Raw genomic sequence first — 24,489 nt, 5'->3', positions numbered from 1 at the left:
GCGATCAGCCGTTCTCGGGCTGGGTGACACCCTCGTGGACGTCGTAGCGGTCCGCGTTCATGACCTTGTTCCACGCGGCGACGAAGTCGGCGACGAACTTGTCGGCGGCGTCGTCACTGGCGTAGACCTCGGCCACGGCGCGCAGCTCGGAGTTCGAGCCGAACACGAGGTCGTTGCGGGTCGCGGTCCAGCGCACCGCGCCGGTGGCGCGCTCGCGGCCCTCGAAGTTCTCCTCGTCCTCGGTGACCGACTTCCACTCCGTCTCCATGTCGAGCAGGTTGACGAAGAAGTCGTTGGTCAGCGTCTCCGGCTTGGCGGTGAGCACACCGGCCGTCGAGCCGCCGTGGTTCGCGCCGAGCACGCGCAGGCCGCCGACCAGCACGGTCAGCTCCGGCGCGGAGAGGCCGAGCAGGTTGGCCTTGTCGATCAGCAGGTACTCCGACGGCAGCGGGTTGGCCTTGCTGCCGAAGTTGCGGAAACCGTCGACCTTGGGCTCCAGCACGGCGAACGACTCGGCGTCGGTCTGCTCCTGCGTGGCGTCGGTGCGGCCGGCGAGGAACGGGACCTCGACGTCGCGGCCGGCGGCCTTGGCGGCCTGCTCGATCGCCGCGGCACCGCCGAGGACGATCAGGTCGGCCAGCGAGACCTTCTTGCCGCCGGTCGCGGAGCTGTTGAAGGCCTCCTGCACGCCTTCCAGCGTGCGCAGGACCTGCGCGAGCTGGTCGGGCTCGTTGACCTCCCAGCCGCGCTGCGGCTCGAGGCGGATGCGGGCACCGTTGGCGCCACCGCGCTTGTCGCTCTGGCGGAACGTGGAGGCCGAGGCCCACGCGGTCTTGACCAGCTGCGAGACGGACAGGCCGGTCTCCAGGACCTTCGCCTTGAGCGCGGCGACGTCCTCGGCGGAGATCAGCTCGTGGTCGCGGACCGGCACGCGGTCCTGCCAGAGCAGCTCCTCCTGCGGCACCTGCGGGCCGAGGTAGCGCTGGATCGGGCCCATGTCGCGGTGGGTCAGCTTGAACCACGCACGCGAGAACGCCTCGGCGAACGCCTCGTGGTCCTCGGCGAACCGGCGCGAGATCGGCTCGTAGACCGGGTCGACCCGCAGCGAGAGGTCCGTGGTCAGCATCATCGGCTGGCGGTTGAGCGTGCCGTCCTCGGGGTCGGGCACGGTGTTGGCGCCCGCGTCGCCCTTCGGCTTCCACTGGTGGGCGCCGGCCGGGGACTTGGTGAGCTCCCACTCGAACTCGAACAGGTTCTTGAAGAACAGGTTCGTCCACTTGGTCGGCTGCTGCGTCCAGGTCACCTCGAGGCCCGAGGTGATGGCGTCGCGGCCCTTGCCGGTGCCGTGCGTGCTGATCCAGCCGAAGCCCTGCGCGTCCATCAGCGAGCCCTCGGGCTCGGCGCCGACGAGCGACGGGTCACCGGCACCGTGCGCCTTGCCGAAGGTGTGGCCACCGGCGATCAGCGCGACGGTCTCCTCGTCGTTCATGCCCATGCGGCCGAACGTCTCGCGGATGTCGCGGGCGGCGGCTAACGGGTCCGGGTTGCTGTTCGGGCCCTCGGGGTTGACGTAGATCAGACCCATCTGGACCGCGGCCAGCGGGGACTCCAGGTCGCGCTCACCGCTGTAGCGGGTGTCGCCGCCGAGCCACTCGGTCTCCGGGCCCCAGTAGACGTCCTCGTCCGGCTCCCACACGTCCGCGCGGCCACCGGCGAAGCCGAAGGTCTGGAAGCCCATGGTCTCCAGCGCGCGGTTGCCCGTGAAGATCATCAGGTCGGCCCACGAGACCCTGCGGCCCCACTTCTTCTTGACCGGCCACAGGATGCGGCGGGCCTTGTCCAGGTTGCCGTTGTCCGGCCAGCTGTTCAGCGGGGCGAAGCGCTGCATGCCCGCGCCCGCGCCACCGCGGCCGTCGTGCGTGCGGTAGGTGCCGGCGCTGTGCCACGCCATGCGGATCATGAACGGGCCGTAGTGGCCGAAGTCGGCCGGCCACCAGTCCTTCGACTCGGTGAGCACGGCGTCGACGTCACGCGCCAGCTCGTCGAGGTCGACGGTCAGGAACTCCTTCGCGTAGTCGAAGTCCCCGCCCATCGGGTTGGCCTGCACGGGGTGCTTGCGCAGGATCCGCAGGTTGAGCTGCTTGGGCCACCAGTCGCGGTTGCCACCGCCCTCGGTGGGGTGGCTGCGCCGGCTGTGCGCGACGGGACAGCCGCCGGCCTCCTCCTCGTTCAGCTCGCTCACCTTGGCGTCAGTGCTGTCTGACACAGGAATCCTTCCGGGTGTTCAGGAACTCTTCGCGGCGGTCGTGCACTCGGGGCAGGTGCCCCAGTAGATGACCTCGGCCTCGTCGATGACGAAACCGTGGTCGTCGGACGCGTCCATGCACGGCGCGTGGCCGACGGCGCAGTCGACGTCGGCGATGGCGCCGCAGGAACGGCATACGACGTGGTGGTGGTTGTCCCCGACGCGGGCCTCGTAGCGCGCTACTGACCCCTGCGGCTCGATCCGCCGCAGCAGTCCTGCTCCGGTCAGCGCGCGGAGCACGTCGTACACGGCCTGGTGGGAGACCGCGCCGAGGTTCTGGCGCACGACACCGATGATCGAGTCCGTGTCGGCGTGCGGGTGGGTGTGCACCGCGGACAGCACAGCCATCCGCGGAGCCGTCACCCGCAGTGACGCCCCGCGCAACATGCGCTCGAATTCGGAAGCCGTGGGCACGAACGCCACCCTGCCCGCTTTTCTGGAATGAGTCAAGTTATTGAGTGATGTCAGACAATCGCCGGACGCCCTCGACCAGCGCGTGCTCCGGTGCGCCCCCGTAGGTCAAACGCAGGAAGTTGCCGGGCGGTTCAGCCGCGAACCACGGCCGTCCGGGGAAGACCACCACGTCACGGGCCGCGGCGGCGGTCGTCAGCTCCACGTCGTCGAGCCCCTCCGGCAACCCCACCCACAGGTGCAAGCCGCCCGACGAGGGCGCGACCGTGAAGTCGGGCAGGTGCGTGGCGAGCGCGGTCCGCAGGGCGTCCCGCCTCGACCGCAGCGACTGCTGGAGCGAGCGCAGGTGCCGCCGCCACGCCGGGGACGTCACGAAGTCGATCGCCGCCTCCTGCAACGGTCCCGCGACGTACAGGTCCTGCCGCGACCGGGTGGTCCGCAGCCGCCGCCCGGCCGGTCCGCGCGCGCCGATCGCCGCGACCCGCAGCCCCGGTGCGGCGATCTTGGTCAGCGAGCGGACGTGCACGACGTGGCCGTCGGTGTCCTGCGAGGCCAGTGTGGGCGGCGCCGTGCCGTCGACGGTGAAGCCGCGCGCCCAGTCGTCCTCGACCAGGAACGCCCCGGCCGCGGCCACGATCCGCATGACCTCGGGCCGTCGTTCGGCGGACAGCACGCCGCCGTGCGGGTTCGCGTGCAACGGCTGGCAGTAGAAGAGCTTGGCGCCCGTGTGCGCGAAAGCGGCCTGGAGCAGGTCCGGGCGCACCCCGTCCGCGTCGGCGGGCACCGGCACGACCTTCAGCCCCGCGTCCCTGGCCGCCGCGATGGCCCCGAGGTAGGTGGGCGACTCGACGAGCACCGTGTCACCCCGTCCGCCGAGCCCGCGGAACACCGTGGCGAGCGCTTCCTGGGCGCCCGCGCACACCGTCATGTCGCCCGCCCTGAGCTCGCCGCCCGCCTCCCTGGCGAACCAGGCGCGCAGCTCCTCCCTGCCCTCGACCGGCACCCGCCCCCACGCGGCCGGCCGGCGCGCGGCCCTGGTGAGCGCGGCGCCGAGCGCCTCCACGGGTTGCAGGTCCGGGTCGAGGTACCCGCTGGAGAGCTGGATGACCTCGGGCCTCGGCACCGCGACCAGGTTCGCCACCAGGTCCTCGCCCGGCCGTCCCTCGCCCAGCGCCACGGACTGCCACGACAGGTCCTGCCCGCCCGGCCCGCTCGCGCGTGCGGCGACGAAGCTGCCGCGGCCCGGCCGGACCTCGACGAGCCCTTCGGCCGCGACGCGCTGGATGGCCTGCTGCACGGTCGCCGGCGAGGCCCGGTGCCGCGCCATCAGCTCGCGCACCGACGGCATCCGGTCGCCCGCGCGCCCTGACCGTGCCGCCGCCCTCAGGTCCTCGATAACGCGCATCGCTGCGTTATCCTCATTCATGAGAGCCAAGAGTAACGTTATCGTGCCTCCGGGGGTAACACTCGGCGCACTCGCCGTGCTGGGCTTCAGCTACTCGTTGCCCGCGACCCGGCTGGCCGTGCAGGGACTCGACCCGTGGTTCGTCGCGTTCGGCCGTGCCGCCGGTGCCGCCCTGCTCGCGATCGGCTACCTCGCGTTATCGCGTGCGCCGCTGCCGTCGAGGGCGCAGGTGCGCCGTCTCGCCGTGGTCGCCGCCGGCATCGTCGTCGGCTTCCCGCTCTTCACGTCCCTGGCCCTCACCACGCAGACCTCCGCGCACGGCGCCGTCGTCATCGCCGTGCTGCCCATGTCGACCGCGATCTGGGCCGTCCTGCGCGCCCACGAACGCCCGCCCGTCGCGTTCTGGCTCTCCAGCGGCGCGGGCCTGCTCGCCGTGCTCGCGTTCCTGGCGGCCGGCGGTGGTTTCTCCGGGTCGTTCGGCACCGCCGACGCGTACCTGCTGATCGCGGTTGTGGTGTGCGGCCTCGGCTACGCGGAAGGCGGCGCGTTGTCCCGCGAGCTCGGCGGCGCCCGCACGATCTGCTGGGCGCTGGTCGTCGCGCTGCCCGTGACCATCCCGGTCACGCTGTGCACAGCGGACTTCTCCCGTGCCACCGGCACCGTGTGGTTCAACTTCGGTTACGTGACAACGGTTTCGATGTTCCTCGGTTTCGTCGCCTGGTACGCCGCGATGGCCGCGGGCGGTGTCGCGAAGATCGGCCAGCTCCAGCTGGCGCAGCCGGTGCTGTCGCTGGGCTGGGCCGCGCTGGTGCTCGGCGAACCGGTCGGCTGGCCCGCGCTCGTGACCGCCGCCGTGGTGCTCGTGTGCGTGGTGCTGACGCAACGAAGCCGTGTGGTGTCAACGAAGTCCGTGGCGGAGCCGGCGGTCCGCTGACCGCCTGGGTGTCGTACCGCGGCCCTATACTGCACCCCTTCGGCTTTGGGGGTCGGCAGTGGCTACACCGGACGAGTTCCTGGACATCGCGGGCGCGCTCACCGAGGCGCACCGCTCGCAGGGGCAGCAGTACGACACCTTCCGCGTGCGGGGCAAGGTGTTCGGCTACTACTGGCCGCGCACGCGGACCGCCGGTCTGCGGCAGACGCTGTCCGAGCAGCAGGCGCTGGTCGCCGAACGCCCGGACGTGTTCGAGGTGCAGTTCACCTCGGGCGGCTTCGGCTGGGTCGTGGTGCACCTGGAGGGCGTCGGGGCCGACGAGCTGGCCGAGCTGGTCTTCGAGGCGTGGCGGCTGTCCGCGCCGGAGGAGCTGGTCGCGCAGGTCCCCGACCTCGCGGGCGGTGTCCGCGCGGGCTAGCGGAACAGGATGCGGGTGATCTCCGTGTCGGTGGCGCGGCCCTCGTCGTAGCCGCCCTCGCGGCCGAGGTCGTTCATGATGGCCAGCGTGTACCGCTGGCCGGGGCCGACGAAGCCGACGGAGTTCATCACCCAGCCGCTGTCCTCCTCCGACCAGCCGTTCTTCACACCGGAGTCAGGGCCCCAGACGCCCCACTGCTGTTCGGGGCCGACGCCGCGCATCTGTTCGACGAGGTAGGCGCGGTCATCCGGGTTCACCTGGTCGAGGACGTGGTTGACCAGGCGGTCCAGGTCGTCGGCGGTGCACTTCTCAAAGCCCCAGTAGGGGAACGCGCTCGTGTAGCCGCGTTGGGCGACGAGGCCGGTCATGCCGTACCGGGGGAACGCGGCGTTGAAGGTCGTGCCGCTGTAGCGCTTCCACAGCGCGTCGGTCGCGTCGTCGTCGGAGCTGTGCAGCATCGCCGTCATCAGGCGGCGGTCCTCGCTGCTCAGGCGGATCTGGCCGGCGCGGTGGCGTTCGAGCAGGTTCACGGCCATCGCGAGCTTGATGGTCGAGGCCGTCCACACCTCGTCACCGGCGTGGTCGTTGCGCCAGACCACACCTTTCTCACGGTCGCGCAGGACGATGCCGACGGTGCCGGGCCGGGTCTCGGCGTACTGCTGAGCGGCCTGGATGCGCTGCTGGAACGCGCATTCGAAGCCGCTGTCGGGCAGCGGGCACGCCGGGGGCGTGGCCACGAGCGGCGCCGCGGCAGGGGTGTGGGCGGCGCCGGTCGGGGGAGCGGGGAGCGGGGTCTCGGCCGTCACGGCGGCGCCGCAGGCCGTCAGGGCGAGCGCGCACGCAACGAGGATCGGCCGGAGCATGAGCCGCACCCTAGACACCCGGCCAGGTGGCGTCGACCGCCGGACGGCAGACCGTCCGATCTGCGCGTTTTGTGGCTGAACCCGACTTCGAGTCAAAGATGTTTGACACGGTGTCGGGTTTGTTTTACCTTGGTGATGTCAGGTTTCTTTGACATCAGGAGCGGGACCGTGGCGGTGGAGGAGAAGCGCGCGTGGGCCATGGGGATCGTCGCCCTGGTCGGGTACGCGGTGTACGTGGTGCTGGTGCTGACAGGTGCCGATGGACGGCCGTTGGCCGAAGCGCCGTACGTCGGCGCGGCGTTGTGGACGATCGGGTCGGGGATCGTCGCCGGCATCGTGGCGGGCATCTGGTTCGGGATCGCGTCCCGGCGCGAGGGCGGGCTCCAGGTCGACGAACGGGACCGGGAGATCGGCCGGTTCGGTGACCACGTGGGCCAGTCGTTCGTGGTCATCGGCGGGATGTCCGCGCTGGTGCTCGCCATGGTGGAAGCGCCGCACTTCTGGATCGCGAACGTGCTGTACCTGGGTTTCGTGCTGTCGGCGGTGCTCGGCTCCGCGGCGAAGCTCGGCGCCTACCGGCAGGGCGTGCTGTGAAGCCCACGAAGGTCACGAACTCCATCCGCGCGCTGCGGTTCGCGCACGGCGAGATGACGCAGGCCGACCTCGCCGCGGCGATCGGCGTGACCCGGCAGACGCTGATCGCCGTCGAACAGGGGCGGTACTCGCCCTCGCTGGAGGTCGCGTTCCGGATAGCGCGCGTGTTCGGAGTCCCGCTCGAAAAGGTGTTCCAGTACCCGGAGGAGGAGACGACGTGAAAGCCGTTGTGCAGCGAAGATACGGGTCGGCGGTGTTCGGTGACCTGGACGTGCCGGTGCCGGGGCGGGGTGAGGTGCTGCTGGAGGTGCGGGCGGCGGGGGTCGACATGGGCACCTGGCACCTGCTCACCGGCCAGCCCTACCTGGTGCGCGTCATCGGGTTCGGGTTCCGCGGCCCGAAGTCGCCGGTGCCGGGCAGGGACGTGGCCGGTGTGGTCGCGGCGGCCGGCCCCGGCGTGACCGGGTTCGCCGTCGGCGACGAGGTGTTCGGCACCTGCGACGGCGCCTACGCCGAGTACGCCGTCGCCCCCGTCTCCCGGCTGGCGCGCAAACCAGCGGGGCTCTCGTTCACGGAGGCGGCCGCCCTGCCGATCTCGGGCGGGACCGCGGTGCAGGGCCTGCGGTCGGTCCAACCGGGCCAGCGGGTCCTGGTGCTGGGCGCCGGTGGTGGCGTCGGGTCGTACGGCGTGCAGATCGCCCGGTCACTCGGCGCGCACGTCACGGGTGTGTGCAGCACGGGCAAGGCGGAGCTGGTGCGCTCGTTGGGCGCGCACGAGGTCGTGGACTACACGGTCGCGGACTTCACCGGAACCTACGACCTGGTGCTGGACTGCGGCGGGCACCGTTCGCTGTCCCGGCTGCGCAAGGCGGTGGGACGGCACGGCACGGTGGTGATCGTCGGTTCCGAGACGGCCGAACCGCTGTTCGGCGGGTTCGACCGGTCGCTGCGGGCCATGGCGCTGAACGCGTTCGTCCCGCAGAAGCTCGTCGCGCTGGCCTCCGCGGAACGCGCCGACGTCTTCGAGGAGCTCCGCGTGCTCGTCGAGGCGGGCCACGTCAGACCGGCCGTCGGCCGCACCTTCCCGTTGGCGGAGGCGGTCGAGGCGATCGAGCACGTCCACTCGCGACGGTCACCCGGCAAGGTCGTCGTCACGATCTGACCGCCGATCCCGATGGTGGTCACGCGGTGCCGTCGCGCATGCTCACCGCGCGTGCGGCAGCGTGAACGAGTCGACCTGCGGCAGGTCGTGCCCGAGCCGGTCCCGCTTCGCCGTCAGGTACGCGATGTTGTGCGGGTTGGGCGGCATCAGCAGCGGCACGCGGGCGGCGACCTCGATGCCGTTGTCCTCCAGGGCCGCGATCTTGTCGGGGTTGTTGGACATCAGGCGGACGGACCGCACGCGCAGGTGCCGCAGCACGCGGGCGGCGGGGGAGTAGTCGCGGACGTCGACGGGCAGGCCGAGTGAGGTGGCCGAGTCGAGGGTGTCCATGCCGGCGTCTTGCAGCACGTGGGTGCGGACCTTTGCCACCAAACCGATTCCGCGGCCTTCGTGGCCACGCAGGTAAACCAGCACGCCGCTGCCCTCGCGGACGATGGTGTTCAGCGCGGCGTCGAGTTGTTCGCCGCACTCGCAGCGCATGGCCCCGAAGATGTCACCGGTCATGCACTCGGAGTGGATGCGGACGAGGACGTTCTCGCGCAGCTTCGTCCTGCCGTAGACGAGTGCCATGTGTTCGTGGCCGTCCGCGCGGAAGGCGATCGCGCGGAAGGTGCCGCGGCGGGTCACCAGGTCGGACTCCGCCACGTCTTCGTCGGTGAAGGCCTGCTCGAACATCTCGGGTCCCCTCGTCACCAGGTTCCTCCCGGGCGGTCAACTACGCTCGGGCCTGACGTCGCACCGTAACCCGGCCGCACAGCGGAGGTCATCCTGTTCAGCATCACCGTCCGCGATCACGTGATGATCGCCCACAGCTTCCGCGGCGAGGTCTTCGGTCCGGCACAACGTCTGCACGGAGCAACGTTCCTGGTGGACGCAACGTTCAAACGGGCTGAGCTCGACGCCGACAACATCGTCGTCGACATCGGACTCGCCACCCAGGAGCTGGGCAAGGTCCTGGCCGCGTTCAACTACCGCAACCTCGACGAAGAACCGCAGTTCGCGGGCATCAACACGTCGACGGAGTGGCTCGCGAAGCACATCGCCGACCAGCTCGCCGACGCCATCGCGGCGGGGGCGCTCGGTGAGGGCGCTCACGGCATCGATGGGATCACCGTCACACTCCACGAGTCGCACGTGGCGTGGGCGAGCTACGAACGTGCACTTCGTACTGCCGGCTGACGTCGCCGATCCGGGCAGTCCCAGCGGCGGCAACGTCTACGACCTCCGGGTCGGCGACGGCCTGCGCAAGATTGCCGTCGCTGGTGACTGGCCGCGTCCGCGTGACAGCGGAGCGCTTGAGCAAGCGCTTGCGGGCGTTCCGGACGGGGAGGTGGTCCTCCTCGACGGACTGGTGAGCTGCGGTGTGCCCGAAGTGGTCGTGCCGCACGCACGGCGGCTGCGGCTCGCCGTGCTCGTGCACCTGCCGTTGGCCGATGAGACCGGTCTCGACCCGATGACCGCGCACGACCTGAACGAGCGGGAACGACAGGTCCTGCACGCCGCCGCAGCTGTCATCGCGACCAGTCCGACGGCGGCGCGTGACATCAAGACCAGGCATGGGCTGGAGCACGTCCACGTCGTCGTCCCGGGCACGGACCCGGCGCCGCCGGCCACCGGCACGGACGGCAAGACGAACCTGCTCTGCGTCGCGTCGATCACACCGCGCAAGGGCCAGGACGTCCTGGTCAGAGCGTTGCAGAGGACGAGCCACGACTGGCGGCTGACGTGTGTGGGCCCGCACCGCCCGTTCCTGCACCAGATCCCGCGCGACGACCGCGTCAGCTTCCCCGGCCCGCTCACCGGCGAGGCACTGACCAGCGCCTACGTCAACGCCGACCTGTTCGTGCTGGCGAGCAGGAACGAGACCTGGGGCATGGTCGTCACCGAGGCCCTCGCGCACGGCCTGCCGGTCATCGCGAGCGCCGTCCCGGACGCGCTCGGCACCGGCGGGCTGCTCCTCCCACCGGGAGACGAAAACGCCTTCGCAGCTGCACTGACGCGCTGGTTCGAAGATCACCGGTTCCGCGCGGAGCTCCGGCGCAGGGCGCGGTCCAGAAGGGCTCAGCTGTCCACTTGGGACGAATCTGCGCAGGGCCTGCGGAGGGTGCTGGCTAGTCTGCGGCCATGACCTTCGCGCCGGAATGGCTGGCACTGCGGGAAACCGCCGACGCACGCGCACGTTCGACGGAGCTCGTGGACGTGTTCCGCGGAACTCGGGTGAACCGAACCCCGCTGACGATCCGTGACCTGGGGTGTGGAACGGGATCGATGGGCCGGTGGCTCGCAGGGAAGCTCAGCGGCGTGCAGCAGCACTGGGTGCTGCACGACCGCGACCCCCGGCTGCTCGGCCTTGCGCGGGCGAGCATGAACGCCGTCGAGAACGTCACCGCCGAGACGCGGGAGGGCGACCTCACCGCGCTCACCGCCGCCGACCTCGCGGGTGCCGACCTGGTCACCTGCTCCGCGCTGCTCGACCTGCTCACCGCCGCCGAGGTGAACGCTCTGGCCGCGGCCTGCGTAGGAGCACATGTGCCCGCCCTGTTCACGCTCTCGGTGGCCGGCCGGGTCGAGCTCGACCCGGCCGAGCCGCTCGACGCCGCCTTCCAGGACGCGTTCAACGCGCACCAGCGGCGGGTGGTGGACGGGCGCGCGCTGCTCGGGCCGGACGCACCGGCCGCCGCGCAGGAGGCGTTCGCGGCGCTCGGGGCGGTGGTGCGGACGGCGCAGAGCCCGTGGCGCACGCGTGGTGACGCCCTGCAGCGGGAATGGCTCAGGGGCTGGGTCGCTGCGGCGGTCGAGCAGGAACCCGCACTCGCCCCGGCCGCGTCCGAGTACCTGCGCCGCAGGTCGGAGGCCTCCGCGGTGGTCCACCACGTCGACCTGCTGGCCCTACCTGGAGCTGTGTGATGAAACGTTTCTGGCCGTGGCTCCGCCTGCTGGTGGCGGTGGCGATCCTCGTGGGGCTCGGCCTGCGCCTGGGCACCGGGGCGTTCCTCGACGGGCTGCGCGCGATCGACGCGTTCTCCGTCGCCGCCGCCCTCGCGATCGGGTTCGCGACGACGCTGCTCAGCGCGGGTCGCTGGGTGCTCGTCGCGCGCCGCCTCGGCCTGCCGCTGACCGTGCGGACCGCGGTCGGCGACTACTACCGCGCTCAGCTCGTCAACGCCGTGCTGCCCGCGGGCGTGCTCGGCGACGTGCACCGCGCGGTGCACCACGGGCGCGAGTCCGGTGACGTGGGACGGGGCGTGCGCGCCGTGTTCTTCGAACGGTTCGCCGGCCAGTTCGTGCTGATCGGGATCGGGGTCGCGGTGTTCCTCACCCACCCCGCCCCCGGCCTCGGCTTCGCACCGGACGTGACCACGGTCGCCGTCGTGCTCACCGGCCTGGCCGCGCTCGCCGTCCTCGGCTGGCACGTCGGACCGGTCAAGAGGGTGCTGGTCGACACGCTCGCGGACGGCATCCGGCTGCTGTCGCTCAAGACCTGGCCCGCGGTCGTCGCGCTCTCCGCCGGAGCGGTCGCCGGGTACGTCGCGCTGTTCCTCGTCGCCGCCCGCGCCGCCGGGTCGGACGCCACGGTCACGCAGCTCGCGCCGGTCGTGGTCGTCGCGCTGCTGGTGATGGCGATCCCGGTCAACATCGGCGGGTTCGGCCCGCGCGAGGCGTTCCTCGCGGTGGCGTTCGGCGCCGCCGGGCTGGGCGCCCAGCAGGGGTTCACCACCGGCATCGTCTACGGCGTGCTCGCCCTCGTCGCGAGCCTGCCCGGCGCGGTCGTCCTGCTCACCTCACGGCGCAAGACCGTCGGCCAGGTCGAGGTGGTGCCGGAACGACTCGACCAGCCCCGCGAGCACCAGCTCGCCCTTGCGCGCTGAGGCCAGTGACGGCCGCCCGACGACACCGGAGGACGTGTACGGCCTCAGGCCCAGGGTGAGCATGTGCCGCCGGTCCTCCGCGAGGTGGTCGGCGGACTCGAAGCCGGGACGGACCAGATCGGGGTGGGCGTGCAACAGGATCGAGGTCTCCAGCTCACCCGCGTGCATGTCGCTGTACGCCGAGGTCTCGATGCCCGCCTTCTCCCGCGCGAACGCCCAGTCGTCGCGGCCGGGGAACAGCGCCATCCCGGTCGACTCCTGCACCACGTTCGACAGCACGTAGTTGCCGCCGTGCGCGTTCACCAGCACGAGGTGCTCCACCCCGTTGTGCCGCAACGAGTCCGCGATGTCCGTGACCAGTGACACCAGCGTGCGCGCGGAGATGCTGACGGTCCCCGGCCAGTCGGCGTGCTCCTGTGAGCAGGAGAACTGGACCGGCGCGAGCAGCCGGACGTCGTACGCCGTGGCGATCCTCGACGCGATCGTCCAGGCGATCACCGCGTCCGTGGCCAGCGGCAGGAACGGGCCGTGCTGCTCGGTGCTGCCGACCGGGAGCACGGCCACGCGCTGCCCGCGGACGTCGGCGGTGGTGTCACTGGGGAACATGGCCCCGACCGTAGTCAATCCGGTGGCACAGCGCAGGAATCTCCCCGGAGGCCAGCTTCGGCATGACCTCGGGCAGCTCCTCGAACGCGCTGGAACCCGTGATCAGCGCGTCGAACCGCTCGTCGGCGAGCAGGTCCAGGGCGAGCGCCATGCGCTCGGCGTACGACCGGTCGGGCCGGCCGACCACGCCGACCTGGCTGCTGCGGATCGTGAGCCGCTTCGAGTGGAAGAACTCGCCCAGCGGCACGGCGACGCGCCGGTCGCCGTACCAGCTCAGCTCGATCACCCGGCCCTCCGGCGCCAGCAGGTTCAACGCCGTGGTGAGCCCGGCCTCCGTCGCGCTCGCGTGGAAGACGAGGTCGCAGCCGTCGAGAGCGGCGTCCGGCAGCGCGAACCCGACCCCGAGCCGCCGGGCGACCGACTCGCGGCCGGGGTCGGCGTCGACGAGCTCGACCCGCGCGCCGGGGAACGTCGCGAGCACCGCCGCGATGCTCGACCCGACCATGCCACCGCCGACCACCGCGATCCGGTCGCCGATCAACGGGCGTGCGTCCCACACGGCGTTCACGGCCGTCTCCACGGTCCCCGCGAGCACCGCGCGAGCGGCGGGAACGCCGTCCGGCACCGGGGTGACCGCGGATTCCGGGACCACGTAACGGGTCTGGTGTGGATAGAGGCAGAACACCGTCCGCCCGCGCAGGTCCGCCGGTCCGTGTTCGACGACGCCCACGTTGAGGTACCCGTACTTGACCGGCCACGGGAAGTCACCGTCCTGGAAGGGGGCCCGCATCGTGGCGTACTGGTTCTCCGGCACCCCGCCGCGGTGCACGAGCGTCTCCGTGCCCCGGCTGACCCCCGAGAACAGCGTGCGCACCTCGACCTCACCCGGACCCGGTCCGGCCAGCTCGACCGGCCGAACCTCCCCTTTTCCGGACTCATTGAGCCAAAAGGCATCCGCCGTACGTGTCACTCACAACACCTCCGCCGCGCTAGGGGCCACTGATGACCACACTCCAGCACACCCGCACCTCCGCCGCTGTCACGCGGGGGCCCCGCGTTCCCCTCAGGGGCACGCGGGAGTCCTACGTTCCCCTCGAACCGGGGGTGTGGGCGGGGGCGCAGGTCGCGTTGCTGGTGGTCGTGGCGGCGATGGTCGGGCTCGGGCCGCTCGGGTGGGCCGCAGGGTTGGCCTACGGGTTCGCCACCTGGGCGTTCCTCGGCTATGGCGTGCAGCGGCACCGCATTGCCTCCCTCGGGCCCGCTGACCGGGTCACGCTGGCGCGCGGCCTGCTGGTCGGCGCGGTCACGGCGCTGGTCGCCGACCGCGCGGGGCAGGACGTGCCGGTCGCGCTGGTCGTGGCGCTGGCGGCGGTCGCGTTGTCGCTGGACTGGGTGGACGGCCAGGTCGCGCGCCGCACGGGCACGTCGACCGCGCTGGGCGCCCGGTTCGACATGGAGGTCGACGCGTTCCTGATCCTGGTGCTGAGCGCGTACGTGGCCGTCCACACGGGTCCGTGGGTGCTCGCGATCGGGCTCATGCGGTACGTGTTCGTCGCCGCGTCGTGGAAGTTCCGTTGGCTCAACGCGCCACTTCCGGCCAGCTACGCGCGCAAGGTCGTGGCGGCGGTGCAGGGCATCGTCCTCGTCGTGGCGGCGTCGGGGCTGCTGCCGTTCGCGGGCGTGCTCGTCGGTCTCGCGCTGGTGTCGCTGGTGTGGTCGTTCGGTCGCGATGTGCTCTGGCTGTGGCACAACGGCGCTGCCGTGGTGGGAGAATCCCGCCATGTCTGAGCAGACCTCCACCGCGGCGAAGGTCGGCAACGTCGTCGTCTGGATCTTGCAGATCGCGCTCGCCGTGCAGTTCTTCCTGAACGGCTACTCGCTGTTCACCGACCAGTTCGTCGCGAAGTTCGACGACATCGGCCTCGGCCAGTGGTTCCGGTACTTCACCGGCGTGCTGGAGATCGCCACCGCGGTCGGTCTGCTGGTCCCGCGCATCTGCGGCCTCGCGGCGCTCGCGCTGGCGGGCATCATGGCCGGCGCCGCGCTGACCGAGGTGTTCCTCGTGACCAACGGCGGCCTCGACGACGCGAAGATGCCGCTGCTCTTCATGGTGTGGGCGCTGGTGATCGCGGTCTACCGCCGCGAGCAGGTCCTCGGCGCGCTCAGCCTCGCGAAGAAGAAGTGACCTTCGGGAAGTAGCGCAGCACGGCGACGTCCCCGACCTTCTCGACGTCCTCCAGGTGGAACCGGCGGGCCGGTCCACCGGGGAACTCGGCGGGGTTCACGAAACGCGGGGCCGTCGCCTGCCCGATCAGCATCGGCGCGACGGCCACCCTGATCTCGTCGGCCAGCCCGGCGCTCAGGAACGCCGTGTGGATGCTCGTGCCGCCCTCGACCATCAGCTTCCGCACACCGCGTTCGCCGAGGTCGTCCAGGATTTCGGGGAGTTCGCCGAAGGTCTTCGTCTCCGCCAGGTGGCCGACCGTGGTGACCGGGGCCTGCGAGTACACCAGGCGCTCCCCGCCGCAGTGCCAGAAGCGCAGCCCGGGGTCCAGCCGGCCGCTCCTGGTCACGGTCACCCGCAACGGGAACTCCGGCTTTCCCCCGGCAACCCTGCGCGCGCGCCGCTCCTCGCTGTAGACGAGCAGCCGCGCGTTGTCGCGCCGCAACGTCTCGGCCCCGACCAGGACCGCGTCCGACTCCGCGCGCATCCGGTCGACGTGGTCGAAGTCCTCGGCGTTGGAAAGCGGGAAGCGCTCGGTGCCGCGGTCGTCGATGTGGCCGTCGAGGCTGACGGCCACGCTGAGCAGAACGTGCGGGCGGGTCACGCATCCGATGCTAGTGCAGTTGAACCGGTCCGGGGTCGCGCCGCGTTAACCCAGGAGCAGGGAAAGGGGAAACTCGGTGCGGACGGTGTTGCGGCGGACGGCCACGGTGCTGGCGGGGTTGTTCGTGTTGTTCGTGCTCATCGCACCGAGCGACCTGGAGAGGTTCACGTTCGAGGCGTTCCTGCGGGTGCCGCTGGAAGGTCTCGTCGGCGTGCTGCTGCTCGTGCTGCTGCCGGACCGGTTCCGCCGGCCCGCCGCGCTCGTCCTCGGTGTGGCGCTGGGGCTCTTCACCGTCGTGAAGGTCATGGACATCGGGTTCGACGCGGTGCTGTACCGGCCGTTCGACCTCGTGCTCGACTGGCCGCTGCTGGTGCCCGCGGTCGACTTCGTGGACGTGACGTTCGGCCGCTTCGCCTCGGTGCTGGCCGTGGCGCTCGCGGTCGCGCTGGTCGCCGGGATCGTGGTGCTGGCCGCGATGTCCGTGCAGCGCCTGGGATCGGTGGCCGCCGGACGGCGCCCGGTCGTCGTCCGGGTCGTCGCGCTCGCCGTCGTGGGGTGCGTTTCCCTTGCGGTGCCGGGAGTCCCGGTCTACTCCGACGCGGCGGCGACCTCGGTGGCCGACCACGCGCGGCGCTTCCAGGCGGGGCTGCGCGACCAGGACGTGTTCGCGAGGGAGGCCGCGGTCGACGCGTTCCGCGGCCGCCAGGGACTGCTGTCGGCGTTGCAGGGCAAGGACGTCGTGTTCACCTTCGTGGAGAGCTACGGCAGGTCGGCGCTGGACCTGCCCGACGTGGCCGCGAAGCTCGCCGACGGCGGCGCGCGGCTGAACGCCCGCGGGTACACGGCGAAGTCGGCCTACCTGACCTCGCCGACCGCGGGCGGCGGCAGCTGGATGGCGCAGGCGACGCTGCTGTCCGGGCTGTGGATCGACAACCAGCAGCGCTACCGCAACCTCGTGGCGAGCGACCGGCTCACGCTGCCGCGCGCGTTCCGCGAGGCGTCGTGGCACTCGGCCGGCGTCGTGCCGGGCATCACGCAGGCGTGGCCGGAGGGCGGCTTCTTCCACTACGACGAGGTCTACGCGGCGCAGGACCTCGGCTACACCGGCCCGCGGTTCGGGTACGCGACCACACCGGACCAGTTCACGCTGGAGTCGTTCCAGCGCAACGTCCGCGGGAAGCAGCAGGGCCCGGTGATGGCCGCGATCCCGCTGGTGTCCTCGCACGCACCCTGGTCGCCCACACCGGACCTCGTCGACTGGGACCGCCTCGGCGACGGCGCCGTCTACGCCGGCATGCCCGCCTCGGACGACCCGCCCGAGGCGATCTTCGGCCGCGACCCGGCCGCGGTGCGCGCCGACTACGCGCACTCGGTGTCGTACTCGCTGGAGTCGGTCGTGTCCTACCTGGAGCGCTACGGCGATGACGACCTGGTGTTCGTGTTCCTCGGCGACCACCAGCCCGCGCAGGTGGTGACCGGTGAGGGCGCCTCGAAGGACGTGCCGGTCACGGTCGTCGCCAGGGACCCGGCCGTGCTGGAGCGGGTCGGGGAGTGGGGGTGGGACGACGGGCTCCGTCCGGGCGCGACGGCACCGGTGTCGCGGATGAGCGACTTCCGCGACCAGTTCCTCTCGACGTTCTCCCCGCCGGAGGCGTAGCCGGGGTGCGCCCGGACCCGAGCTCCTCCGGGCCGCGGCGCCGACCGCGAGCCCGGACCGTCGTCCCTCGGACCGTCGTGCTCAGCCCATCGTCTTCTGGCCGTCGATGGTCTCGCGGATGATGTCCGCGTGGCCGGCGTGCTGCGCGGTCTCGGCGACGATGTGCACCAGCACCCGCCGCGCCGACCGGGTCGCGCCCTCGGGGAACCACGGCGCCGTGGGCAGCGCGTGCGTCAGGTCGAGGTCGACCGTCTCGACGAGCCGGTCGGTGTAGGCCGCGACCTCCTGGTAGCGGGCCAGAACGCCCTCCAGCGTCTCGCCCGGCGCCATCCGGAAGTTCGCGGCGTGGTTCTCGTAGTCCGTCGACTCGTGGTCGACCTCCATGGCCGACGTGCCGTGCTCGATGAACCGGACCCAGCTCTCCTCGACCGTCGCGACGTGCTTGATCAGGCCGCCGATGCACAGCGCGCTGGCCGTCGGGCTGGACGCCGCCTGCTCGTCGGTGAGGCCCTGCGCGGTGAACGTCAGGAACCAGCGGTGCTGCCGCAGGCTCTCGAGCAGGTCCGCGCGTTCGCCGGTGAGGATCTCGGTGGTGGTCATCGCCTGTGTCCTTCGCTCGTTTGTCCGACACGAAGGACTCTATGACCACTTGAGGTCAGCTTGTGTCCTAGACGAACGCCGCTCAAGCGGAACTTGAGCGGCGTTCGAGCGACAGGGCGGTGACGTGGTCGTCACCGTCGGTGGTTCACCGGTTCAGGTAACCGTCGTCCGGGCGATCGACCCGGCCGCCGCCCTCCTCGGTCTCCTCGACGTGCATGGCGGTCTCCTCGGGCGCGGTGACGTGGCCGCCCTCGCCCGCCGCGACCGCGACCGCGTCCGGCTCGTCGTCGACGGGCTCGCCACCGCCCTCGGGCGTCGTGAACTGCTGGGGTTCGGTCATGCCCTGGTGGTTTCCGGTGATCGGGGCCCGCAAACTCATCGGCAGTGCAGCCGCACGGCCGTGTCCCGGCCGCCGCCGCGCAGCGTGGCGAGGTTCGCGCCGGTCAGCCCGAGCACGGCCTGGGCGGTCGCACGGGTCGCCGTCGCCGGGGTGAAACCGGTCGAGTCGAACGCGATCGCGCCCCGGTCCGCGACCGGTGCCGAGCAGCCGACCTGCAGCGACCGCAGGTACGCGCGGGCCTTCGCCGCGCTCTGACCGGACAGCACCTGGGCGGCGAGGCCCGTGCTGTTGGCGTTGGAACCGGACTGGGCGCTCGGGAACCCGCCGTCGGCCTGCTGCCGGCCCCGCAGCCACGTCAGGGCGCTGCCGGTGGGCCTGCCGGTCGAGCGCAGGGCCTGGACGACGATCGCGGTCGCGTCCACGTCGCTGACGCACGGCGAGGTCTCGAACGCCACCGGGAACCCGCCGTCGGGGCACTGGCTCGCCGCGAGGTACCCGGCGGCCTTGCCGTCCTTCAGCGCGATGACCCCGTACGACTGCGTGAACGCGTTGGAGAAGTCGCCGAACTGCGACCGGTCGGTGTAGCGGCCGGAGGGCGCCTGCAAGGCCGTGAGCCCGGCGAGCAGGTCACGCCCGGCGAACGCCCGCGGGTCCTTGCCCTTCACCCGTGCGGCGACGGCGAGCTTGGCGTGCGCACCGGCGTACGCCTCGCCGTCCGTGCCGAGGTAGGCGCCGGCGATCTCGGGCTTCGCGAGCCACGCGATGGCCCGGTCGGCGTGGCCGTCGGCCGAGCGGGCGGCCGAGAACGCGAGCACCGCGTCGATCGTCAGGCCCTGGTCCGGGTACTTCACGCCACCGAAGTCGGTCTCCAGCCGCTCGCCGTCCACCAGCTGCGCGGCCAGCCACCCCGCGGCGGCGTCGACGCGGTGGGCGGTGCCGGCGTGGGCCGGGACGGCGGTGATGAGCGAGACGCCGACGACGGCGGCGACGATGAGTTTCTGCACGCTCCGACACTCTCATCCCGCTGCGCCCCACCGGCGGGTTTTGCGAGACTCGTCGCATGATCGCCGACGACCTGCGCCACTACCTCCAGCAGACCCGCGACTCCGTGGTGTCCTCTTTGGACGGACTGGCCGAGTACGACGTGCGCCGCCCGCTCGTGCCCAGCGGCACCAACCTGCTCGGCCTCGTCAAGCACCTGGCCGGCATCGAGCTCGGCTACCTCGGCGACTGCGTGGGCAGGCCCGCTCCGGTCGTGCTGCCGTGGGTCGAGGACGGCTCGATCTGGGAGGGCGCCGACATGTGGGCGAAACCGGACGAGAGCCGCGAGTACCTGCTCGACCTCTACCGCACGGCCTGGCGCCACACCGACGAGGCGATCGCCGCGCTGCCGCTGGACGCACCCGCCTCCGTGCCGTGGTGGGCCGAGCACAAGCGGCAGACCACGTTCGGGCACCTGCTGGTCCGCGTGGTCTCGGAGACCGCCCACCACGCCGGGCACTGCGACGTCGTGCGCGAGCTGGTCGACGGCCGCACCGGCGCCGGCAACCCGCCGGAGTACTTCGCCCTGGTGGAGCGCATGGCGGCGCAGACGCGCTGACGGCCACCCTTGCCGAAAGTTAAGGTGCACCGGTTCCGAACGCCAGAGGTGCGCAGGCGCCGGGCTTCGTAGGTTCGACCGGGTGACTTGGCTGACTGTGGGCACCGACGCGGTGCTCGGTGTGTTCGCTCTGATGTTCGCGTTCCTGTGGTTCCGCTTCCGGTTGCGGGCCGTCCTGGCCGGAGCGGGGGTGGTGCTGGCCTACGCGGTCAGCGAGGTGGTCAAGCTGCTGGTGCGCGAGGACCGGCCGTGCCGGACCAGGCCGTCGCTCGCGGAGTGCCCCGAGGTGGGCGACTGGTCGTTCCCCAGCAACCACTCGGTGATCGCGGGTGCGGCGGCGATGGCGATCTGGGCCATGCACCGCGCGCTGGGCTGGGTCGCGGCGGTGTGCGCGCTGGCAGCGGCGGCGTCGCGGGTGGTCGTGGGTGTCCACTACGTGCACGACGTGCTGGCCGGGCTGACCCTCGGTGCGCTGGTGTCGTGGGGGATTGCGGTGCTGCTGACCAGGGTGCTGCCGAAGCGGCGGGTACTGCCCGACGACGCGCCGACCGTGGTGATGAGCCGGCTGGGATGATGGGCCCCGTGTGGCTGAGGCTGGTCCTGTGGGTGTGCGCGGCGCTGCCGGTGGTCGCGGCGGGCGTGACCACCAGGGCCGGGCGCCTCGCCGGGTGGGAGGTCCTGCTCTACCTCGCGGTGCTCGCGGCGGCGTTCGCCGCGGTGCGCCGCAGACCCGCTGTCGCGCTGGGCTCGGCGCTCAGCGCGTGGCTGGTCTGCTACCTCGTGCGCGTCGAGCTCGACAGCGCCACCGGTGTCCTCGCGCTGGCCCCGGCGCTCGCGGCCACCAGCTTCTTCGCCGGGCGGTACGCGCGTGACCCGCGGGTCGGCGCGATCACGCTGACCGTCGCGGAGGTCATCGGTGTGGTCGTGGCGCTGGTCGACCGCGGTGGCTCCGACACCGCCCTCGCCGTCACGTCCGGCATCGGCGTCCTGGGCGTGGTGCCGTGGGCGTTCGGGCGGTTCCGCCGCCGGTACGCCGAGCTGCAGGAGGTCGGCTGGGAGCACGCCGCGTTGCTGGAACGCGACGCCGAGAACGCCCGTAACGCCGAACGCGCGCGCCTGGCCGGTGAGATGCACGACCTCGTGGGCCACGAACTGGCCAGAGCCGCACTGCTCGTCGGTGCGCTGGAGCTGGAACCGGCGCTGTCACAACAACAACGCGAGGCCGCCAGGACCGCGCGGGCCAGCGTCACCGCCGCCGCGGAACGCCTCGCGGACGTCATGCAGGTGCTGCGCGCCGACGCGGACGAACCGGTCACGTCGGTCGAGGAGGTCGTCAGCCGCTCCGGCCTGCGGGTGGCGCTCGTCAACGACCGCACCGAGCCGCTGGACGGGATCATCGCGCGGACCGTGCACCGCGTCGTCGCCGAGGCGCTGACGAACGTGATCAAGCACGCCCCCGGCGCCGACGTCAGCGTGCGCCTCACTGCCAACCTGGAGCTGCGCGTCACGAACGGTCCCGCGCCGCGGACGCAGGCCGTCGGCAGCGGCAAGGGCCTGGTGGGCCTCGCCGAACGGGTCGCGCTCGTCGGCGGCTGGTTCGAGGCGGGCCCGTCGGACGACGGCGGGTTCGAGGTCAGGGCGAAGCTCCCGGAACGCCCGCGCGCCCGCACCACGCCCACGCACGTGCGCCGCGAACGCACGGAGGAGGAGATCCGCCGGACCGCCCGCCGAACCGTGCTGATCACGTCGGTGGTGTGCGCGGGCATCGCGATCGGCGTGCCGGGCTACATGGTGTTCGACGCGGCGACGTCCGTGCTCACCCCGCAGCAGTTCGACCGCGCCCAGCCGGGGCAGCGCGAGGACGACCTGGACCTGCCGCTGCGCACCCGCGTCGACAACCCGCTCGGCGTCACCGCACCGCCGGGCACCGACTGCCGCTACTACAGCACGCACCCCAACCCGTTCGACGGCGACCGCCACGACCTGCACCAGCTGTGCTTCCGGGATGATCGGCTCGTGTCCAAGCTGTGGCTCGCGAGGAGGAGCGGTTGATCAGGGTCGTGCTCGCGGACGACGAGCCGGTGGTCAGGTTCGGCGTGAAGGCCGTGCTCGCGACCGCCGGGGACGTCGAGGTGGTCGCGGAGGCGGAGAACGGCAGCCAGGCGATCGACCTCGTGGCCCGCCACCGGCCGGACGTGGCCGTGCTCGACATCCGCATGCCGGTGTTCGACGGGCTGGACGCGGCGAAGGTGGTCCGCGAGTGCCATCCCGGCACGAAGACGCTGGTGCTGACCACGTTCGCCGACGACGCGTACATCAGCAGGGCGCTGGGGGAGGGCGCGGCCGGGTTCGTGCTCAAGACCGGTGACCCGCAGGAGATCATCGCCGGTGTGCGGGCGGTCGCGAGCGGGGGCGCGTACCTGTCGCCGCTGGTGGCCAAGCGGGTCGTCGACCGCCTCTCCCGCGCGCACCCGCGACCCCTGGCGCAGCAGCGCATCGAGGTCCTCACCGCCCGCGAACGCGAGGTGCTCGGCCTGCTCGGTGCCGGCCTGTCCAACGCCGAGATCGCGTCCCGCCTGCACGTCGTGGAGGGCACCGTGAAGGTCTACGTCAGCACGATCTTCCGGCAGCTGGGCGTCCGCAACCGCGTGCAGGCCGCGATCATCGCCCACGAGTCCGGCATCATCCCTGCCTGACCGGCGTCTGCAAGTACCACCAACTCCCAGTTGGTGGTACTTGCAGACGCCGGAAAAGGTCAGGTGCGGGCGCCGATGCCGGAGATGGCGCGGACTTCCATCTCCGCGGCCAGTGCCGCGTTCTCCGGCTCCCGCTTCGAGAAGATCGTCGCCAGGAACCCGCACAGGAACGAGAACGGGATCGACACCAGGCCGGGGTTGCCGAGCGGGAACCACGCGAAGTCGACGTCCGGGAAGATCGACGTCTTCGCACCGGACATCACCGGCGAGAAGATGATGAGCACCAGGCACGACCCGAGGCCGCCGTAGATGCTCCACAGCGTGCCGGTGGTGTTGAAGCGCCGCCAGAAGATCGTGTAGAGGATCGTCGACAGGTTCGCCGACGCCGCCAGCGCCAGTGCCAGCGACACCAGGAACGCCACGTTCTGGCCGTTCGCCGCGATGCCGCCGATGATCGACAGCACGCCGACCACCACGGCGGTGAGGCGGGCGACCTTGATCTCGCGGCGCGGTTCCACGTTGCCGCGCTTGATCACGTTGGCGTACACGTCGTGCGCGAACGAGGCCGACGCCGCGAGGGTCAGACCGGCGACCACCGCGAGGATCGTCGCGAACGCCACGGCCGACACGATGCCGAGCAGCACCGCGCCACCGATCTCGAACGCGAGCAGCGGCGCCGCCGAGTTCTCACCGCCCGGTGCCGCGGCGATCTTGTCGGTGCCCACCAGTGCCATCGCGCCGAAGCCGATCACCAGCGTGCACAGGTAGAAGATGACCATCGTCCAGGTCGCCCACACCACGGAACGGCGCGCCTCGGCGGCGTTCGGCACGGTGTAGAAGCGCATCAGCACGTGCGGCAGCGACGCGATGCCGAGCACCAGCGACAGCGCCAGTGACACGAAGTCCAGTTTGGACATCGCGCTGAAGCCGTACTTGGCGCCGGGGTCGAGCACCGCCGCCCCGAGCTCGTTGTGCTCGGTGGCCTGCTCCATGATCGCGGACAGGCTGAAGCCGAACTTGCCGAGCAGGAAGACGCTCATCAGCGTCACGCAGAGCAGCAGCAGGACGGCTTTGATGATCTGCACCCACGTCGTGCCCTTCATGCCGCCGACCAGCACGTAGAGCACCATGACCATGCCGACGACCGCGATCAGCAGCGCCTGGCCCCACTTCGAGGACACGTTGAGCAGCAACGCGATCAGGCCGCCCGCGCCCGCCATCTGCGCGATCATGTAGAAGAACGAGATCACCAGCGTCGCGTTCGCCGCCGCCGCGCGGACCGGGCGCTGCCGCATCCGGAACGCCAGCACGTCGCCGACGGTGAAGCGGCCGGTGTTGCGCAGGCCCTCCGCGATCAGCAGCAGGCCGACGAGCCACGCGACGACCCAGCCGACGGAGTACAGGAAGCCGTCGTAGCCGTGCGCCGCGATGCCGCCGGAGATGCCGAGGAACGACGCGGCGGACAGGAAGTCGCCCGACAGCGCCACGCCGTTCTGCGCGCCGGTGAACGAGCTGCCCGCGGCGTAGTAGTCCGACGCCGTCACGTTGCGGCTGCTGAAGCGGTAGACGATGTAGAGGGTGATCAGGACGAACACCGCGAAGACGCTGAGGTTCAGCACCGGGTTGCCGGTGGTGGGCATGCCTTACTCCTCGACGCCGGTCTTCTCGGCGAGCAGCCTGCGCTGCGGGTCCAGCCTCCGTTTGGCGTAACGCGCGTAGGAGAGCGTGATGACGATGGACACGACGAACTGGCCGAGACCCAGCAGGATCCCGAGGTTGATCACTCCGACGACCTTCGTGCTGACGAAGTCCTTCGCATACGCGGACAGCAGCACGAACGTCAGGTACGAAGCCAGGAACAAAGCGGTCATCGGGAAGATGAACGTCGTGAGCCGGCGGCGCAGGGTCCGGAATTCATCGCTCTGTTGAATCAGCGCGAAGTTCGGTTTGCCGTTCGAATCGACGTACGACAAGGCCTCGGGGTCGTCGAACGACGCGAAACCCCTGATTTCCGGTTGTCCGTGCTGTGTTTCGCCAGGCGACCACATCGCCTTGGTCATCTGTTCCCGCCCCTCCTGCGTGCGGGCACACTCTAGCGCCCGCACGTGTCCAGTCAACGCCGCTGGGAGCTGCGCGAGTACCGGGAACAGGACAAAATCGGACAGGTCCATTCGTCTCAAATGGTTGTCCAGCAGGGATCT

Annotated in this window: 29 protein-coding genes; 16 read left to right on the top strand and 13 right to left on the bottom strand. The window is 71.3% G+C overall.

The window, feature by feature from the left end; genetic code table 11:
• Positions 1-4 precede the first annotated feature (4 nt).
• Genes katG through ACVDFE_RS40965 form a run of 3 tightly spaced genes read right to left on the bottom strand, consistent with a single transcriptional unit; the run spans position 5 to position 4,121 of the window.
• Positions 5-2,266 (bottom strand): catalase/peroxidase HPI, encoded by a 2,262-nt coding sequence (katG, locus tag ACVDFE_RS40975; RefSeq protein WP_458434182.1) that lies wholly within the window; start codon positions 2,264-2,266, stop codon positions 5-7.
• Between the two features lie 18 nt (positions 2,267-2,284).
• Positions 2,285-2,719, bottom strand: coding sequence for a Fur family transcriptional regulator (locus ACVDFE_RS40970; RefSeq protein ID WP_360397988.1), 435 nt, complete (start codon positions 2,717-2,719; stop codon positions 2,285-2,287).
• Between the two features lie 37 nt (positions 2,720-2,756).
• The gene (locus ACVDFE_RS40965; protein ID WP_360397990.1) at positions 2,757-4,121 is read right to left on the bottom strand and encodes an aminotransferase-like domain-containing protein; all 1,365 of its coding nucleotides are present in this window, start codon (positions 4,119-4,121) and stop codon (positions 2,757-2,759) included.
• Positions 4,122-4,164: 43 nt separating this feature from the next.
• Between ACVDFE_RS40965 and ACVDFE_RS40960 the strand changes: the two genes are divergently transcribed.
• Together ACVDFE_RS40960 and ACVDFE_RS40955 are read left to right on the top strand one after the other, a co-directional pair.
• Positions 4,165-5,055 (top strand): DMT family transporter, encoded by an 891-nt coding sequence (locus ACVDFE_RS40960; RefSeq protein ID WP_458434181.1) that lies wholly within the window; start codon positions 4,165-4,167, stop codon positions 5,053-5,055.
• Positions 5,056-5,113: 58 nt separating this feature from the next.
• A complete protein-coding gene (locus ACVDFE_RS40955; RefSeq protein ID WP_458434180.1) occupies positions 5,114-5,473 on the top strand; it encodes an MmcQ/YjbR family DNA-binding protein in 360 nt (119 codons plus the stop codon).
• Here ACVDFE_RS40955 and ACVDFE_RS40950 read toward each other — a convergent pair.
• Positions 5,470-6,336, bottom strand: a complete 867-nt coding sequence (locus ACVDFE_RS40950; RefSeq protein WP_458434179.1) for a serine hydrolase — start codon at positions 6,334-6,336, stop codon at positions 5,470-5,472. The two genes, ACVDFE_RS40955 and ACVDFE_RS40950, sit on opposite strands and share 4 nt — an antisense overlap.
• Before the next feature lie 168 nt (positions 6,337-6,504).
• Between ACVDFE_RS40950 and ACVDFE_RS40945 the strand changes: the two genes are divergently transcribed.
• Genes ACVDFE_RS40945 through ACVDFE_RS40935 form a run of 3 tightly spaced genes read left to right on the top strand, consistent with a single transcriptional unit; the run spans position 6,505 to position 8,092 of the window.
• Complete coding sequence (locus ACVDFE_RS40945; RefSeq protein ID WP_360397996.1) at positions 6,505-6,930, top strand: hypothetical protein; 426 nt, start codon at positions 6,505-6,507, stop codon at positions 6,928-6,930.
• Positions 6,927-7,151, top strand: coding sequence for a helix-turn-helix transcriptional regulator (locus tag ACVDFE_RS40940; RefSeq protein WP_458434178.1), 225 nt, complete (start codon positions 6,927-6,929; stop codon positions 7,149-7,151). Before ACVDFE_RS40945 ends, ACVDFE_RS40940 begins: the two co-directional genes overlap by 4 nt.
• Complete coding sequence (locus ACVDFE_RS40935; protein WP_458434177.1) at positions 7,148-8,092, top strand: NAD(P)-dependent alcohol dehydrogenase; 945 nt, start codon at positions 7,148-7,150, stop codon at positions 8,090-8,092. Before ACVDFE_RS40940 ends, ACVDFE_RS40935 begins: the two co-directional genes overlap by 4 nt.
• A gap of 42 nt (positions 8,093-8,134) precedes the next feature.
• Here the strand turns inward: ACVDFE_RS40935 and ribA are convergent, their stop codons facing one another.
• Positions 8,135-8,785, bottom strand: coding sequence for a GTP cyclohydrolase II (ribA, locus tag ACVDFE_RS40930; RefSeq protein WP_458434176.1), 651 nt, complete (start codon positions 8,783-8,785; stop codon positions 8,135-8,137).
• A 75-nt stretch (positions 8,786-8,860) separates the two neighbouring features.
• Between ribA and ACVDFE_RS40925 the strand changes: the two genes are divergently transcribed.
• The 4 genes from ACVDFE_RS40925 to ACVDFE_RS40910 are packed head-to-tail and all read left to right on the top strand — an operon-like array spanning position 8,861 to position 11,961.
• Positions 8,861-9,271: a 6-pyruvoyl trahydropterin synthase family protein gene (locus ACVDFE_RS40925; RefSeq protein WP_360398258.1), complete on the top strand. Its 411-nt coding sequence runs from the start codon at positions 8,861-8,863 to the stop codon at positions 9,269-9,271.
• On the top strand, positions 9,249-10,220 hold the full coding sequence (locus tag ACVDFE_RS40920; protein ID WP_458434175.1) for a glycosyltransferase family 4 protein: 972 nt from the start codon (positions 9,249-9,251) through the stop codon (positions 10,218-10,220). The genes ACVDFE_RS40925 and ACVDFE_RS40920 overlap by 23 nt, the downstream gene beginning before the upstream one ends.
• Positions 10,217-10,999, top strand: a complete 783-nt coding sequence (locus ACVDFE_RS40915) for a class I SAM-dependent methyltransferase (RefSeq protein ID WP_458434174.1) — start codon at positions 10,217-10,219, stop codon at positions 10,997-10,999. Before ACVDFE_RS40920 ends, ACVDFE_RS40915 begins: the two co-directional genes overlap by 4 nt.
• Positions 10,999-11,961 carry a lysylphosphatidylglycerol synthase transmembrane domain-containing protein gene (locus ACVDFE_RS40910; RefSeq protein WP_458434173.1) on the top strand — a complete coding sequence of 321 codons (963 nt, stop codon included), beginning with the start codon at positions 10,999-11,001 and terminating at the stop codon, positions 11,959-11,961. Before ACVDFE_RS40915 ends, ACVDFE_RS40910 begins: the two co-directional genes overlap by 1 nt.
• Here the strand turns inward: ACVDFE_RS40910 and ACVDFE_RS40905 are convergent.
• Together ACVDFE_RS40905 and ACVDFE_RS40900 are read right to left on the bottom strand one after the other, a co-directional pair.
• The gene (locus ACVDFE_RS40905; RefSeq protein WP_458434171.1) at positions 11,875-12,567 is read right to left on the bottom strand and encodes a creatininase family protein; all 693 of its coding nucleotides are present in this window, start codon (positions 12,565-12,567) and stop codon (positions 11,875-11,877) included. The genes ACVDFE_RS40910 and ACVDFE_RS40905 overlap by 87 nt on opposite strands.
• Entirely contained in the window at positions 12,554-13,537 is a 984-nt protein-coding gene (locus ACVDFE_RS40900; RefSeq protein ID WP_458434170.1) for a zinc-dependent alcohol dehydrogenase, read from the bottom strand. The genes ACVDFE_RS40905 and ACVDFE_RS40900 overlap by 14 nt, the downstream gene beginning before the upstream one ends.
• Positions 13,538-13,569: 32 nt before the next feature.
• On the opposite strand from ACVDFE_RS40900, the gene ACVDFE_RS40895 reads away from it, so the two are divergent.
• Entirely contained in the window at positions 13,570-14,355 is a 786-nt protein-coding gene (locus ACVDFE_RS40895; RefSeq protein ID WP_458434169.1) for a CDP-alcohol phosphatidyltransferase family protein, read from the top strand.
• On the top strand, positions 14,348-14,752 hold the full coding sequence (locus ACVDFE_RS40890; RefSeq protein ID WP_360398014.1) for a DoxX family protein: 405 nt from the start codon (positions 14,348-14,350) through the stop codon (positions 14,750-14,752). Before ACVDFE_RS40895 ends, ACVDFE_RS40890 begins: the two co-directional genes overlap by 8 nt.
• Here ACVDFE_RS40890 and ACVDFE_RS40885 read toward each other — a convergent pair.
• On the bottom strand, positions 14,730-15,395 hold the full coding sequence (locus tag ACVDFE_RS40885; protein ID WP_458434168.1) for a RibD family protein: 666 nt from the start codon (positions 15,393-15,395) through the stop codon (positions 14,730-14,732). The genes ACVDFE_RS40890 and ACVDFE_RS40885 overlap by 23 nt on opposite strands.
• Before the next feature lie 76 nt (positions 15,396-15,471).
• Here ACVDFE_RS40885 and ACVDFE_RS40880 point away from each other — a divergent pair, with 76 nt between their 5' ends.
• On the top strand, positions 15,472-17,052 hold the full coding sequence (locus tag ACVDFE_RS40880) for a sulfatase-like hydrolase/transferase (protein WP_458434167.1): 1,581 nt from the start codon (positions 15,472-15,474) through the stop codon (positions 17,050-17,052).
• Between the two features lie 81 nt (positions 17,053-17,133).
• Here the strand turns inward: ACVDFE_RS40880 and ACVDFE_RS40875 are convergent, their stop codons facing one another.
• The 3 genes from ACVDFE_RS40875 to ACVDFE_RS40865 form a co-directional block, all read right to left on the bottom strand.
• Positions 17,134-17,652, bottom strand: a complete 519-nt coding sequence (locus ACVDFE_RS40875) for a DinB family protein (protein WP_360398020.1) — start codon at positions 17,650-17,652, stop codon at positions 17,134-17,136.
• A gap of 145 nt (positions 17,653-17,797) precedes the next feature.
• On the bottom strand, positions 17,798-17,992 hold the full coding sequence (locus ACVDFE_RS40870) for a hypothetical protein (protein ID WP_458434166.1): 195 nt from the start codon (positions 17,990-17,992) through the stop codon (positions 17,798-17,800).
• Between the two features lie 35 nt (positions 17,993-18,027).
• Entirely contained in the window at positions 18,028-18,996 is a 969-nt protein-coding gene (locus ACVDFE_RS40865; RefSeq protein WP_458434165.1) for a peptidase, read from the bottom strand.
• Positions 18,997-19,052: 56 nt separating this feature from the next.
• Between ACVDFE_RS40865 and ACVDFE_RS40860 the strand changes: the two genes are divergently transcribed.
• The 4 genes from ACVDFE_RS40860 (at position 19,053) to ACVDFE_RS40845 (ending at position 22,288) form a co-directional block, all read left to right on the top strand.
• Positions 19,053-19,592 (top strand): DinB family protein, encoded by a 540-nt coding sequence (locus ACVDFE_RS40860; protein ID WP_458434164.1) that lies wholly within the window; start codon positions 19,053-19,055, stop codon positions 19,590-19,592.
• Positions 19,593-19,674: 82 nt separating this feature from the next.
• Entirely contained in the window at positions 19,675-20,166 is a 492-nt protein-coding gene (locus ACVDFE_RS40855; RefSeq protein WP_360398027.1) for a phosphatase PAP2 family protein, read from the top strand.
• Positions 20,167-20,174: 8 nt separating this feature from the next.
• Complete coding sequence (locus ACVDFE_RS40850) at positions 20,175-21,644, top strand: sensor histidine kinase (RefSeq protein WP_360398029.1); 1,470 nt, start codon at positions 20,175-20,177, stop codon at positions 21,642-21,644.
• Positions 21,641-22,288: a response regulator transcription factor gene (locus tag ACVDFE_RS40845; RefSeq protein ID WP_360398031.1), complete on the top strand. Its 648-nt coding sequence runs from the start codon at positions 21,641-21,643 to the stop codon at positions 22,286-22,288. Before ACVDFE_RS40850 ends, ACVDFE_RS40845 begins: the two co-directional genes overlap by 4 nt.
• A 59-nt stretch (positions 22,289-22,347) precedes the next feature.
• On the opposite strand, the gene ACVDFE_RS40840 is transcribed toward ACVDFE_RS40845, so the two are convergent.
• Positions 22,348-23,928, bottom strand: coding sequence for a solute symporter family protein (locus ACVDFE_RS40840; protein ID WP_360398033.1), 1,581 nt, complete (start codon positions 23,926-23,928; stop codon positions 22,348-22,350).
• Positions 23,929-23,931: 3 nt separating this feature from the next.
• Entirely contained in the window at positions 23,932-24,459 is a 528-nt protein-coding gene (locus ACVDFE_RS40835; protein WP_458434163.1) for a DUF485 domain-containing protein, read from the bottom strand.
• Positions 24,460-24,489: the final 30 nt, after the last annotated feature.

The sequence above is a fragment of the Lentzea chajnantorensis genome (assembly GCF_054300775.1).
The sequence above is the reverse complement of the archived record's forward strand: the minus strand, read 5'-3'. Positions and strand labels throughout refer to the sequence as shown.